This is a genomic window from Candidatus Bathyarchaeota archaeon A05DMB-5 (assembly GCA_019685655.1).
Lineage (GTDB): Archaea > Thermoproteota > Bathyarchaeia > Bathyarchaeales > Bathycorpusculaceae > DSLH01.
The window spans coordinates 1-13,294 of the sequence record JABFQP010000007.1 but is presented as its reverse complement, the minus strand read 5'-3'; the positions used below and the strand labels follow the sequence as shown (position 1 = coordinate 13,294).

Below are 13,294 nucleotides of genomic sequence, written 5' to 3'. Positions count from 1 at the left end.
ACAGCGACTAACAGAACATAATTACATGTTCATGGAAAGTTCTTAAAACAAGAGCACTTGAATCAAGTAAATCTTATAGTAGTTCCATTAGGTTTAGATCTCGGTTTAAATTCTCGGTTTTGTCTTCTAAAAATGGATAGAAAAGAAGATCGCTAGGGGTATAATTATTATTTCCACTTCGTGAGTATCTCTTCCCTCTGGAAGACCTTTCTACTTATATAGTATAAAGCCAAATCCGCGACAAAAAGTATACTTGATACGACAAGCATGTAGAATACGTTTATCTCAGCAATCCCTAATTGTGCTAAGAAGTAGATCAATATTATTGGAAGAACCGCGATCCCACCTAATTGTTGTGCAGCTCGCACATCGTTGACCCTTGAAGATATAATTACGTTCATTTCGACACTAAGGATGCAGGCTAGAGGGGCGGCAAATGCCATGATAACTGCCCACTCCCAGTTAGGAAATAGAATCACGCCAAACCGATTATAGGTCTCTATGCCAACAAGAATTACGAAACCGGCGGATCCTATGTAGGTGGCAATTATCGAGGGAAGGAAAGCAGCCAGACATTTGCCCACTAGTAGCTCGTTGTCCGTCGTCGGAGTAGCCAATAAAGGTTCGAGGCTCTTCTCCATTTTCTCTCCTACAAAGCTGTAGGAGGCAATTATGGTGGGGAGTATGGCTGGTATAAGAATGAAAAATGAAAGCATACCATTCATTATAGGGGTCAAGACTTCCAAAGGAATCTGGCTAGGTGACAAATAGAAAATTGTGGCAGGTATTGGCAATGCAAGAACTAATGGCATTGCTATAAGGGAATAAAGAATATACTTGTTCTTCCTAAACACGCTGATGTCCTTTTTAGCTACAATCCATGCCTTCCACAACCTCATTTAACCGCAGCCTCCCTTATCAACTTAAGGTAAACATCTTCTAGTGTAGGGCGAAGTTCCGTAACGAACTGAATCTCACCGCCAGCGCCTACAATTTCACTAACAATAACTGGATTATCTTTCTCTGGATTGTTTACATCAAGAATCAATTTATTATCTATCGTCCGAACATTCTTAACTACACTCAATCTCTTAACTACGCCTAAAATTTTAGCATTAATTCGGTGAAGGTGAATGACCGTTTTTCTTTCCCAAAGATCTCTCCTTAAACTATTTGGCGAACCAACCGCTATTAGTCTCGTCTTTATCACACCGATTCGGTCGCATATTCGCTCTGCTTCGTCAAGGTTATGAGTGCATAGGAAGATTGTTCTCTTTTCCTTTTTTAGTTCTAAGATGAAATCTCTCACCGTCTTGGCTGATTCTGGGTCTAGGTTTGCGGTGGGCTCGTCTAAGAATAAGACTTTTGGGTCGTGGATTAAGGCGCGAGCTATGGCGATTTTCTGCTTCATGCCCTTAGAGAACGTTCCAACAAGCTGATCTCTCCTCTCCCAGAGCCCTAACATCCGGAGAAAACGCTCAATGTTTTCTTTTCCTTTGCCCTCCGGACACTCGTAAAGCTTGGCGTAGAAGTCGAGGTTTTTGTAAGCGCTAAGGCTTTCGTATAGTCCGACATTCTCGGGCAACAGCCCTATTATTTTTCTAATTTTAAGCGAGTCTTCACGTTTGCCTACCTCGTAATCACCTATCCACGCTCTCCCCTTAGTCTTAGAAATAAGGCAGCAAAGCATTCTTACCGTAGTAGTCTTCCCCGCTGCATTTGGCCCCAAAAATCCAAAGACCTCTCCCTCATCTACGTGAAGCGTCAAGTCTTCTACAGCAGTGAGCTCACCGAATTTTCTTGATAAATTTTCCGTTTCAATCACTTTTGACGACCTTGTAAGCAGTACTATTCTTCGATCTTTTCGTATTTAGACTCTTCCAAACGCTTCTTCAACTGTTCCTCTTCTGTTAATGGTTGTTCTGGTTTTACCTCTGCTTGTTTTTGAGGCCATGTAATAGGATCCTTCACAGAAGAAGCAACATTAAACCAACTCCTTCGTCCGCATGCCGGACATTTTAGCCAATAGTAAGGTCCAAAGTGTACCCCTTCAAACATCGCCCTAAAAGACGATCTATCGAAAACGACCCCGCATTTAGAACATTTCATTCTCGCCATAACATATTCACGCCTCAAAATTCTATCCTATTCACGCTCTATAAAAGTTTCCTTAGAAAGTAAGATGTGAGAGCGTTGATAGATGTCTTAGCTGATTGATCATAGGTTCGCATGGTCAAACAGATAGACAAAAACCGAGAATTTAAACCTTCTTCCGAAATCCGAAATCAAAAGAACGCTAAAAACCAAAAGCGAATTAATTGCGACTATTTAGCGAAAAACGCTAAAAAATAGGAATATATGGTCAATTTTAGATGGCGCCGGGAGTGGGATTTGAACCCACGCGGCCCTTTCGGGCCACAGGCTGAATGGCGTTTTCTGCGTCTCCAGGCCTGCTCCCTACCTGACTAGGAGACCCCGGCAAACTCGCTTAGATTTTACTATTCGAATGATTTAATGTTTATTTATTTGCCCATTAATACTTTGATTAGCTGGTGGCTTACTTGAAAATACAAGAAGTATTCTACAGTTTTATTCGGAGTTTTCATGTCTTTGGGCATGTCTTGTTCGCAGTCATTGGTTCTTAGCATAATAAACTTAAGAGGATTCTACGTGGACAAGTGGCTTGTAGCGTTTGCAATTGGTTTTGTTGTGAGTCTTCCCACATCATTAGCCATTATTCCAATTGCAAGGAAAATCGTTAAGAAGATGACGACAGAATAGTTGGGTGCTAGTGCTTTTCCGCCATCAACACTCGATAGCCACTTTCTCGCGCCAAAATTTTGAAGTTTCCAAAAGCTTCTTCAAAAAAAGATTGTAGCCTTTTGCCTCCAATTTTGGATTTCACAACCATTTGAAAAAGAGCTCCGCTAGTCATGTGCATTGGTGCTTCAGTAATTATCGCTCTAACCATGCTCATTCCAGCACTCACTGGAGGATTAGAAAGAATACAGTCAAAAGTCAAATCTCCAACCGGCTCATACAAATTTCCACACCTAACTTCGGCATTGCCAACACGGTTAATTTCAATGTTCTGCTTCGCAAGCCAAACCGCACGTTCGTTCACGTCAACCATCACAACACGCAAATTCGGATTAAAAGCAGCAGCAGCAACCCCAACAGCGCCGTATCCACACCCAACATCTAAAACGCTACCTTTCTCGGGAAGAATCATAGACTCAATCAATAGTTTAGTACCCAAATCCACACGCTTTTTAGAAAACACGCCAGAAGCCGTCAAAAACTCAAATAAAACTCCACGAAGACAAGCATGAATTTTTCCAAGCTTCAGCTTAGATTTTGGTCGAGCAGCAAAATAGTGATTTAAACCTTCACGTTTCCGAGACATTTTATATTTCGCCGCTTTTCCAACATTTTGGATAAGTGCCTCTGGGCATAAGAACCCGCTTTGTTTCCGCAACAATCCCATGTTCCATATGCAAAATTTCTTCTGTAGACGCAATAGCCTTAGCCAAAGCCACCGCCTCACCTTTCAACGACAACACAGCCACCATCGAACCATCCTTTATTCCAGTTTCAAGAGACAAAACGCCTGGTACTGTAAGGTTTGCTCCATGACAAACAGCATCAACAGCAGAATCTCTAATGTAAATCTTCGGAACCAAAGCTAACGCTGCTTCCATCGGCTTTATGAATTTTTTGAGAATTTTGCCATCTTTCTGTTGCTGCCACTCCATAAACCAGTAAGCCACATCATGCAAAGTAACAATTTCTCCACCATCCTCAACAAACGGTCCCGCCCTTGTCCTACGCAATTCCTGCATATGCGCGCCACAGCCTAAAACTTCTCCAACATCATAACAGAGCTTGCGTATGTACGTGCCACCCTCACATCCAACTTTGAAAAGCACATTTCGCCCATCCTTCTCCAAAAGGTCAATGTAGTAGATTTTTCTTGTCCGCAGTTGACGTTTAACAGAAGCCCTCAAGGGTGGCCGCTGATAGATTGTGTCTTCAAACTTCGCCAGCACTTCCCTAACAGCCTCTTCATTTATGTCTCCATGAAGTTTCATAACGCAGACGTATTCTTTCCCACTATGAAGTAGAGCTTGAACTGTCTTCCTAGACTCCTCTAAGGTTACTGGCAACACACCGGTCACGTTGGGATTTCTCTGGCTTAACGCTTTTAAGCCTCTAGAGTCCCGCCGTGACCAACATGCTCCACATGGAGTATGCGTTTAACCCACGCAGCTACTTCGTGGCTTGTGGGACCAGCTGGCTTGTCAAGGTTTATGACGCCGAAGCGGATGTATTCCTCAGCAGGTCTTTCTTCTGGTATGTGTCCATAGCGCGGGTTTGTTTTGTCTTCAGCTTTCACTATTAATTTGTGTTCAATTTCCCATGGAGCAACTGTTCTAGGCATCGGATTTTTCACTCCCACAGTGTACAAAAAAGAATTAGAAGTATAAGAGTTTAAACTAAGCCAATGCGGGCTTAACCATTTTAGCCATTTCTTCGAGCTTACCAGCAGCCTTTAACGCTTCTGTTACTTCTTCGTCTGATGCGCCCCGTTTAATGTCTATTTTATCCATTAATGGCTCAATGTGGTTAACATTTGTTCTCCGTCTCCTCACGCCTGAAACACTTTTTGGACCAGTTACTAGAACGAAACTCTTGTCTATTATGTCAACTATTACGCATTTTCTTCCAGCCTCTCGACCAAGCAGTTTAACGCAGATTCTACCAACTTCTATTGCTGGCACATTAAAGCCTCCCTTCTCACAAGTAATTATAAGAAGACCGTTAAAACATGTATTTATAACTTCACCCGCAACAATAGCGTCGAGTCATGAATTTTTCAACAATATCGTAGAGCACGCTTGTTCCAAACACTAAGTTTTCTATGGAAATTCGTTCGTCTATCCCATGTGTCATTTTTGAGATTTCGCTGTAAGGCAAATCAGCACGCATCGGATGAAAACCGTAGCATACACTGCCCATCTTCCTGAAAAAACGAGAGTCTGTCCCGCCAGTAAGCAAGGTTGGCGCTACGGAACAGTTTGGCTCAAATTCCTTCAAAACATCAACAATTAATTCATAAAGCGGCGTGCTTGTCGGCGATTCAGAAGGGTCATTGGCTTGTATAACTTCGAAAACTAATTTTTCTGGCTCAAAATCCTTCAGCAAACCTTTTATCTCCGCAAGGGCGTCCGTTGGAGTTTGCCCGGGTAAAATTCTGCAATCAAAAACGGTTTCGCACTCTGAAGGTATAATGTTTTCCTTCACCCCACCATGAATTATTGTAGGCGTGATTGTCATTCGAATTTTTGCTCGAATCTCTTCCGCTATCGCCTCGTCTTTCTGAGCTAACGCATCCAAAATTTGGTCGCCAGAATCTGGATTTTGAAGCAAACGCGTTAAAGCTTGATTTGCATTCTTGTTTTCTCTTGCCATCTCGCTTAAAAACTGCTTCACAGTGTTCACAAGCTTAATTTTTGAGCGGTAATTTCCAAGTTTCTCAATAACTCTATTCATACGCAGTATGGCGTTGTCCGCTGCGCCGGGCACAGAACCGTGTCCTGGTCTACCTTTAGCCTTAACTTTAAACCAGAGAATCCCTTTTTCCGCAGTTTGAATTGTGTAGATATTTCTGCCGTTTACTGGAATTGCCAATCCTCCGCCCTCGTTTATCACGTAGTCAGCATGAACCTTCTCTGGATAATTGCGAACTAGCCAGCCAGCACCTGCTTCTCCGCCTTTTTCCTCGTCCGCCGTCGCAGCAAGTATCACGTCACCTTTCAATTTCACCTTGTTTCTTTTCAAAAGCTTCAGAACTGTGACTTCGATGGCTGTTAGGGACTTCATGTCTAAAGCGCCTCGTCCCCAAACAAACCCGTCTTTAACTAAGCCGCCAAAAGGGTCTTCAGTCCACTCTTTCGGGTTCGCGGCGACAACGTCCAAATGTGAAAGCAGAAGCAAACTTGGTTTTTCGCCGTTTCCTTTAAGACATGTGATTACACTGCCTCTTCCAGGCGCAGACTCAAAAATCTCGCATTTGAAGCCTTCTTTTGTTAAATTCTCAGCCAAGTATTTTGCTGCTTCGGTTTCGTTTCCAGGCGGATTGGTCGTGTTTATGCGAATCAAATCGCTGAGAAGGTTTGTGACTTCTTCTTCGACTTCTCGCAACAATTGAGCATGCATTTGACAAGCCTCCACAGTCTCAAGTTATGGTGTTTGACTAACTTAACATTTTTTAACAAGTCAAGTGAAAAGCTCCAACGATTCTCTTGTTTGTTCCTAAAAGTTTGTTGAAAGTTTCACACGCTTCCTTAGTAGGTTGTACAATTAACTTAATTGTTTGAGACTTTAAAATATCGTTTACTTCAGGCGAGATTTTCATAATTCCATAATAACCAGTGCCAACTACGAGTATCTCTGGTTTTGTTTTTTGTTTGAGAATTTCCTTTAAATCTTCTACATTAAGCAAGTGTCCTTCTTTTCTCCACCAATTGTCAAGGATTTTTTCTGGGAAAATAATGAGGTCTTTTATGTATTTTTTCCCGTTTATCACTATTGAGCCAAATTCATAAGACTCTATCACTTAACGCTTCACCCTATAATGGTAAGATATTTTCTGTTTTAAAGTGCAACGTGCTTTAAGCAGTTGCCATTCTCCATATGGCTTTCTTCATTTGTTCACCGTGTTTCGCTCCGTAATAATATCCAGCGATTTTTCCAGCTATTGGGATGACTCCTTGCTTGAGAAAACTGCACAGAAGTGGGCTGTGTATTCTGTTTTCGAGGAACGTGTCTCGCCAGATTCTAATGTTATATTCCCAACAGCGAGTGAGAAACTCCCAACGAGCCTTAGTAAGAGAATCGAGTTCTGCTCCACTCTTATCCATTAACAAGCAGTTTTCCAGCGGTACAAAAAATAGCGGCACGTAAAATGCATTGTAACCTTTTAAGTCGTCCAACAACTCAAGGGTTTCAAGCACGTCTTCTTCTTTTTCATCTGGAAGCCCAATTATTAACGTTGCAAGCGGATACCAGTTATTGTCATTTAATATTCCAAACGATTGAGCAACAATTTCCTTCCACTGCTCAGGCTCATATGGAAGCATTTTTCCAGCCATATACTTACGCATAAGCCTAACGCTTCCGGTTTCTATTCCTGTTTCAGAAGTTACAATTGGCTTCTTGTTATGAGCGTACCAGTAACGTTCTATGAGAACTTCAGCAACTTCCTTAATCATGCCGGGGTCGCAGACAACAGGAGCAAGAGATGTATGCGAAAGTTGAATGGATTTAACGCCTGGATAAGCAGCCACGCTCTTTACTAGTTTTAGAATGGCTTCCTTATTGGGTATGAAGCGTTTATCTTTTGAGCCGTATAGGAAAAGGTCTTCGGTGACCAGTGTAATTCTTGAACAGCCTTCCCTAACAGTTATTTCCACTTCTCTCATTATTCTTTCCAGTGGAACATCACGTTTCTTCTGCATCGTAGGCGTGCAAAACTGACAGTTCCGTCCACAACCTCTAGAAATTTCTACTGCGCCATGAATTGCCGCGTGTCTAATAATGGGTGAGTTTTCATTTTCAAGACTTCTCGTGACACGAACTACTGAGGGAAGAGGTACATCCTTCACAGCTTTATTAAAAATGTCCGCCACAACTTTTTCTCCTTCCCCAATAACAACACAGTCTACGCCGTAGCTGTCTGCCACTTTTTTGCGTTCAAGTTGCCATGAACCAAACCCGCCCACAATAATCTTGGGCTTGAATCTCTGAATACTTGGATGCTTTACGAGTTCTCTAAATTCGATGGCGTTCATTGGTTCTCCTCCGCCAACAAGCGAAGAGTACGTTTTGCTTACGTAACCCATGCCTGTGGGGTCCATTGAAGAAATGCCTACCGCTTTTGTGTTAGGTCCGATGAAGAGGTCTAAGTCAAACGGGTGTACCACAGCAACTTCAGACTCGCTGAAGCCGTTTTCCAAAAGAATGGCTTCCACCTTTCGCAGACCATAAGGCGCGTACTTGGCTCTCCCATCGGGGGTTCGCTCTACAGGTGGATAAAGCATTTTTCTCACAAACCACAAGGGCAAAGGTCCTTTAGCAAAACCTGCAACGAACGCAATGAATGGGTTATTGTAAAAGTCACTCATTTCGGTAGCTGACGCTGTGAGCACCACTTTTACGCCGGAAACTTGCGCCAACTTTCTCTTCCCTTTTTTTACAATTAATGTTAATGGACTTGCTTATGAGCTTATTAAAATTATTGTTGAGTATAGAACGAAAAGGATAACTAAATAAAGAAAGAATCAACACTAAAATGAAAAAAGGTGGGCGTCATTGAAGCTTTTGCTTGATGAGATGTATGCGGGTTTAAAAGAATACTTTGAGACTTTGGGATGGGAAGTGGTGACAGCTCAAGAAGTGGGATTACAAGGAGCAAAAGACAAAGATGTTGTAGAGTACGCAAAGAAAAACGATTTACTGTTAATTACGCAAGACCAGAAACCAGCAGAGCTTGCAGAACTCACCGGAGTAAAGTATGTGTTGATTTCAAACGCGATGATTGCAAAAATAGCAGATGCAAAAATAAGAGAAAAATACCCAAATATAAAACGGAAATGACACGAATTTTCACCATTAAGCCAGTGTTTTTTGTTTTTCTCCTGATACAAAACTGGAAACTCTCACACCTATAAGTCGTATTTTCCTATTAGGTCTAAAATACGCTTCTAGCAGTTCTCTGGCTATGTGACTCAAATCTTGTAGTCGATTAGTGAAGAAAGGCAAGGTTTTGCTATGCGTGTGCGTCTCAAAATTTTCGTAACGCACTTTCACCGTGACCGTTTTGAAGTAAAGATTTTGCCTTAAAACGTCCTTAAGCACTTCTTCTGAAAGTCTATCTGCAGTGTCTAAAATCAACCCGAAATCAGACGTGTCCTCTTCAAAAGTGGTTTCACGACTGATAGACTTGACTTCGCCTCTTTCTTCAACTTCGCTTCTGTCAATTCCACGCGCCATCAAATACATTTGTGTACCTACAACCCCAAATTTCTCAGTCAAAACAGTAGGGTCAAAACGTGCTAAATCGCCTATGGTTTTGATTCCCATAGCCTTCAGTTTCTGTTCAGTTTTTCGTCCAACCCACAGAAGCTTGCGAACAGGTAAAGGAGCCAAAAATTTTTCAGCATCCTCTTCCTTTACAACTGTTAATCCATCTGGTTTTTGGAAGTCACTGGCTATTTTTGCGACAAGCTTGTTTGGACCAACCCCAATTGAACAAGTCAACTGCTCTTTTCCGTAAATTTCATTCTTAATTTGACGTGCTAAGGCTTCTGCTTCAGCATAATCTTTCACTTTTGCGGTTACATCAAGAAAAGCCTCATCTATCCCCCAACACTCAAACTTGTCTGCATATTTACGCAAAATATTCATGATATCTTCAGAAACTTTCATGTAAAGCTCATAATTTACAGGCAGATATACCGCGTTAGGACACAATTTCCAAGCCTTAGAAATTGGCATGCCTGATCTCACACCAAACTTTCTAGCCTCATAATTACATGTGCTTACAACTCCTCTGCCTCTTCCTTCCTTTGGATCAGCACCTACAATCACCGGCTTACCCTTATACTCTGGATGTGTTCTCTCCTCAACAGCAGCGAAAAACTGGTCCATATCCACATGGAAGATTACACGTTTTTTCTCTGCCATACTTCCCTTTTCCGCACATTTCTAAGTAAAAAATGGTTTCTGCTAATTTGAATCTATCGCAGAAAAAGAATGTGTACAAAATCAAACCTATATTTAGTTTCACTAACGATTTTTCATTCATAACCCTTAATGCCACCCTTAACAAATAACAAAGACACCAAAAAATGGAGAGGAAAAATAAATGAAGAACAGCAACTCCGTTTCCACACAAACTGCTCAACAAGTAGTTGTCGAGTTCATCAAGAAAAGGAAGAACACGGAAAGGATAGACATTTCCTCGGTTGAACAGAAAAACGGAGAATGGATAATTAGAGGCACATGCCCCATAGACTTAGAAGGGCATCCTTGGGCTGAAAAATTTGAGGTTATCGTGGACCAGAAAGGAAAAATTAAAGCCACAGACTTTTCGCTTCTGTAGAAACACAACATCAAAATGCGACAACCCATTACACTTTTTACTATACCACTATTAATCATCTGCTCATTCACGCATTTTAAGCAAGAAAATATTAAAGGTGTTAAAGGTAATCTATAATTGAGGTTAAGCTGAAAATGTTTGAGAAAATCTTAGTACCATTAGACGGATCTGAACATTCACTGAAAGCATTAAATGTTGCAATTCAAATAGCCAAAAAATTTGAAGCAAAACTAACACTAATTCACGTGTACTCCGTCACCATCAGACCAATAATAATGCCCGAACCGACAACCATGACTCCGCCTGGAGTGCCAATTATGACTCCCTTAGAAATCTCAAAAGTAGCTGAGGCATCCCGTGAAGTAGGCAACCGAATTCTGGGAGATGGCGAAGAAAAAGCTAAGGCTGAAGGCGTTCAAGTTGAGAAGATACTTACAGAGGGGCATGTTGTTCAAGAAATTATCAGAGTAGCAAAAGAAGGAAACTATGACCTAATAGTCATCGGAGCCAGAGGCATAAGCCGCGTGAGAGAGATGCTTTTGGGAAGCGTGACAGACGGAGTTATACATCACGTTTCTTGTCCAGTTTTAGTGGTAAAATAGCCGCGTGTTCTCATATCCTTCAGTCAGATTGGCTCAGCAATTAGAATGTTATGTTTGTTAGCTACAATTCTGGCTTTCAACCTAGCCCCCAACGGAATTTCCTCAGCGTTAATAAGGGTTAAACATCTATCTCTTCTCGGCGTAACTGCCAATTTCTCTCTTTTAAGCCAACCAGGTCCTACAACCTCAACTTTTAAAGTTTCAAATTTCCTGTAAGGAATTGAAAGCATGGGTTTCTTGTGAATCCCAAAATCTTTCGCGTTTAGCACAAGTTTAACTTTAAACTCTTTTTCCCACATTCTTAATTGTTCATAAAATTTTCTCCACGGAATAGGTTTAACTCCTTCAGCTTTTCTTCCGTGCTTGTGAACTTCATATTTTTGGATGCCTAAAGGAGGAAAAACTTTTCCAGCACCCAGCTTCGTCGCTAAAGATATTATTTTCGGAATTTCTTTATCATTCATTTCTGGAACCCATACTGGAGCGACAAGTAAGTTGGTTTTTGTATTTGACACAATATGATTCATTAATTGCGTAATCTTTTCAACATCATACCATTCGGTATTAGCCAATTTTTTAGCCAGCGCTGGCTCTGCAGCGTCCAACGAAAGGTTTATCCGTGTCAAGCCAGCATCGCAAAGTTTATTCAAAAGGTTCAGGTCCAATGTTGAGCCATGCGTTTGCATAGAAACTGTTTCTACGCCTTTAACTTGACTTAAACAGAAAACAAGCTCTGCAATTTTCGGATAAGTTATTGGGTCTCCGACAGTATCAATATGCGCTTCAATGTGCTTTTCGCCTTTAAAGGCGACCAGCTTCTCGAATTCTTCAATTAAATAATCCATGGGTACTACGTACTCTGTCTGGCGTATTCGAGATTTAGGACCAGCATCGGTTGAGCAGAACACGCATGAAAGTGGGCAGGTGGAAACTGGGCGGATTTGTATTAGGTTTGTTCCTCTGTCAATTAAGCCGAATGCGATACAGCCGACTAGGGGAATAGAATTTGAGATTTCAAACATCATTTTTTGCATTATGAACCTTCAGTGATGAAAGCAGTTTTCAATTGTTAAGGGTATAATTATTTTGGCTAATTTTCTTTTCTATAGAAAAACTTTTCTTTAATTAACAAGAAAAAGAAAGCCAAGTGAAGAAATTGATTCGGAGGCGAGATTTTCTTCTCGAACCAGTAAAGCACATAAAAATCAATGGAAAACTAACCATTGACCAGCTGATCCGTCAATTTCAAAATTCGGGCTCGTTTGGTGCTGGAAGACTTTCAACGGCATGTGATATTTACGAGCGCATGTTACGCGACAAGGAATGCACAGTATTTTTGGCTTTAGCTGGTGCTGTTGTTCCTGCTGGGATGCGTTCGCTTGTTGCAGATTTAATTCACGAGAGACTTGTTGATGTGGTTGTGAGCACTGGAGCAAACATGGTGCATGATGCAATAGAAGCTCTTGGCGGGCATCATTATAAGGGACATTGGAATGTGGACGACAATATGCTGTACAAGTATCATATATACCGCATCTACGATGTTTTTGTGCCCGAAGAAGACTTCGTAAAATTAGACTACAAACTTGTGGAAATATACGATGAAATAGCCGCTGAAAATGACCGTGAAGGCTTATCCTCAAACGAATTCGCATGGGAATTAGGCAAAAGACTCAACGACCCAAACTCTATTTTGCGAGCGGCATACGAAGCGAAAGTGCCGATATTCCTTCCTGCAGTTCGCGACGCAGAATTTGGATTCATATACTGGCTTCATTCTTCACGAAAAAATAATCCTAAAAAATTGGTAGTAAACGCCTTCAAGGATGTGCCAGAAATATGCAATATCTGTAAGAGCTCTCCAAAAAACGGTATGATAGTAATTGGCGGCGGGGTACCCAGAAACACTGTGCAATCAGCTGCGCTTGCGTCCAAAAAAGGCATGGATTACGCTGTGATAATAACGATGGATCGTCCAGAAACTGGCGGGCTTTCTGGCTCAACATTGGAAGAGACGGTTAGCTGGGGGAAAGTGAAAGAAAAGGCGGATAAGGTCATGGTTATAGGCGATGCAATGATAGTCTTTCCAATTATGGTTGCTTCGGTTCTCGAAAGATTGGGCGAAGACTTCAAGCGAGTGCCATACCTAAAACGTAGAAGCGTCGGAGTTGGAGGAAGCTAAATGGCGAAGGAGAAACAGAAGTTCTGTGGAAACTGTGGCAACCACAACGCGTATAATTATCCCAACCAAGTTTTCTGCATGCGACGCTTTTCCAAAAACCTAAATCCTGTGGTGCAGACGCTCTGGCGCTGCGAAGAATGGAACCCAAGCAGTCAAGAATGCTATTGCGTCGAAGAAGCAATGAAAATAAAAAAATAATTCCCACATTTTTCTTTTTTGTTCGACATTAAAGTTATTACAGAGAACTTTTAGTGTTCTAATGATAAGTGAAAGCCCGGTGGTGTAGCGGTCAAGCATGAGGGCCTCTGGAGCCCTTGACGAGAGTTCGAATCTCTCCCGGGCTAC

At 41.7% G+C, this 13,294-nt stretch carries 16 protein-coding genes, 2 tRNA genes and 1 pseudogene; 7 read left to right on the top strand and 12 right to left on the bottom strand.

The annotated features are described in order from the left end of the window. Window positions 1–167: 167 nt before the first annotated feature. The 4 genes from HM003_08310 to HM003_08295 form a co-directional block, all read right to left on the bottom strand. Window positions 168–899, bottom strand: a complete 732-nt coding sequence (locus tag HM003_08310; GenBank protein MBX5329333.1) for an ABC transporter permease subunit — start codon at window positions 897–899, stop codon at window positions 168–170. Beyond that, the gene (locus HM003_08305; protein MBX5329332.1) at window positions 896–1,825 is read right to left on the bottom strand and encodes an ABC transporter ATP-binding protein; all 930 of its coding nucleotides are present in this window, start codon (window positions 1,823–1,825) and stop codon (window positions 896–898) included. The genes HM003_08310 and HM003_08305 overlap by 4 nt, the downstream gene beginning before the upstream one ends. Before the next feature lie 23 nt (window positions 1,826–1,848). Beyond that, a complete protein-coding gene (locus HM003_08300) occupies window positions 1,849–2,118 on the bottom strand; it encodes a hypothetical protein (GenBank protein MBX5329331.1) in 270 nt (89 codons plus the stop codon). A 255-nt stretch (window positions 2,119–2,373) separates the two neighbouring features. Next, a tRNA-Ser gene (locus tag HM003_08295) sits at window positions 2,374–2,480 on the bottom strand. Window positions 2,481–2,604: 124 nt separating this feature from the next. On the opposite strand from HM003_08295, the gene HM003_08290 reads away from it, so the two are divergent. After that, window positions 2,605–2,781, top strand: a complete 177-nt coding sequence (locus HM003_08290) for a DUF2798 domain-containing protein (protein MBX5329330.1) — start codon at window positions 2,605–2,607, stop codon at window positions 2,779–2,781. A 7-nt stretch (window positions 2,782–2,788) separates the two neighbouring features. On the opposite strand, the gene HM003_08285 is transcribed toward HM003_08290, so the two are convergent. The 6 genes and pseudogenes from HM003_08285 to HM003_08260 all read right to left on the bottom strand — a co-directional run bounded on the left by HM003_08285 (window position 2,789) and on the right by HM003_08260 (window position 8,237). After that, on the bottom strand, window positions 2,789–3,406 hold the full coding sequence (locus tag HM003_08285) for a class I SAM-dependent methyltransferase (protein MBX5329329.1): 618 nt from the start codon (window positions 3,404–3,406) through the stop codon (window positions 2,789–2,791). Between the two features lies 1 nt (window position 3,407). Continuing rightward, a pseudogene (locus HM003_08280) lies at window positions 3,408–4,441 on the bottom strand (RNA-guided pseudouridylation complex pseudouridine synthase subunit Cbf5). Between the two features lie 55 nt (window positions 4,442–4,496). Further along, window positions 4,497–4,781: a 50S ribosomal protein L14e gene (locus HM003_08275; protein MBX5329328.1), complete on the bottom strand. Its 285-nt coding sequence runs from the start codon at window positions 4,779–4,781 to the stop codon at window positions 4,497–4,499. Window positions 4,782–4,842: 61 nt separating this feature from the next. Next, window positions 4,843–6,219: a M20/M25/M40 family metallo-hydrolase gene (locus HM003_08270; protein MBX5329327.1), complete on the bottom strand. Its 1,377-nt coding sequence runs from the start codon at window positions 6,217–6,219 to the stop codon at window positions 4,843–4,845. 52 nt (window positions 6,220–6,271) lie between these two features. Further along, the gene (locus HM003_08265; GenBank protein MBX5329326.1) at window positions 6,272–6,619 is read right to left on the bottom strand and encodes a hypothetical protein; all 348 of its coding nucleotides are present in this window, start codon (window positions 6,617–6,619) and stop codon (window positions 6,272–6,274) included. A 55-nt stretch (window positions 6,620–6,674) separates the two neighbouring features. Then, window positions 6,675–8,237 (bottom strand): B12-binding domain-containing radical SAM protein, encoded by a 1,563-nt coding sequence (locus HM003_08260; GenBank protein ID MBX5329325.1) that lies wholly within the window; start codon window positions 8,235–8,237, stop codon window positions 6,675–6,677. A gap of 136 nt (window positions 8,238–8,373) precedes the next feature. Between HM003_08260 and HM003_08255 the strand changes: the two genes are divergently transcribed. After that, window positions 8,374–8,658 carry a DUF5615 family PIN-like protein gene (locus HM003_08255; GenBank protein MBX5329324.1) on the top strand — a complete coding sequence of 95 codons (285 nt, stop codon included), beginning with the start codon at window positions 8,374–8,376 and terminating at the stop codon, window positions 8,656–8,658. A gap of 15 nt (window positions 8,659–8,673) precedes the next feature. Here the strand turns inward: HM003_08255 and dinB are convergent, their stop codons facing one another. Then, window positions 8,674–9,747 carry a DNA polymerase IV gene (gene dinB / locus HM003_08250; GenBank protein ID MBX5329323.1) on the bottom strand — a complete coding sequence of 358 codons (1,074 nt, stop codon included), beginning with the start codon at window positions 9,745–9,747 and terminating at the stop codon, window positions 8,674–8,676. 181 nt (window positions 9,748–9,928) lie between these two features. Here dinB and HM003_08245 point away from each other — a divergent pair, with 181 nt between their 5' ends. Both HM003_08245 and HM003_08240 read left to right on the top strand, forming a co-directional pair. Next, on the top strand, window positions 9,929–10,165 hold the full coding sequence (locus HM003_08245) for a hypothetical protein (GenBank protein ID MBX5329322.1): 237 nt from the start codon (window positions 9,929–9,931) through the stop codon (window positions 10,163–10,165). A gap of 134 nt (window positions 10,166–10,299) precedes the next feature. Beyond that, window positions 10,300–10,767 (top strand): universal stress protein, encoded by a 468-nt coding sequence (locus HM003_08240; protein MBX5329321.1) that lies wholly within the window; start codon window positions 10,300–10,302, stop codon window positions 10,765–10,767. Window positions 10,768–10,790: 23 nt separating this feature from the next. Here the strand turns inward: HM003_08240 and HM003_08235 are convergent, their stop codons facing one another. Continuing rightward, complete coding sequence (locus HM003_08235) at window positions 10,791–11,792, bottom strand: radical SAM protein (protein ID MBX5329320.1); 1,002 nt, start codon at window positions 11,790–11,792, stop codon at window positions 10,791–10,793. Window positions 11,793–11,914: 122 nt separating this feature from the next. Here HM003_08235 and HM003_08230 point away from each other — a divergent pair, with 122 nt between their 5' ends. The 3 genes from HM003_08230 (at window position 11,915) to HM003_08220 (ending at window position 13,293) form a co-directional block, all read left to right on the top strand. Further along, window positions 11,915–12,949: a deoxyhypusine synthase gene (locus HM003_08230; GenBank protein MBX5329319.1), complete on the top strand. Its 1,035-nt coding sequence runs from the start codon at window positions 11,915–11,917 to the stop codon at window positions 12,947–12,949. Next, window positions 12,950–13,147: a hypothetical protein gene (locus HM003_08225; GenBank protein MBX5329318.1), complete on the top strand. Its 198-nt coding sequence runs from the start codon at window positions 12,950–12,952 to the stop codon at window positions 13,145–13,147. 73 nt (window positions 13,148–13,220) lie between these two features. Then, a tRNA-Gln gene (locus HM003_08220) sits at window positions 13,221–13,293 on the top strand. Window position 13,294 lies beyond the last annotated feature (1 nt).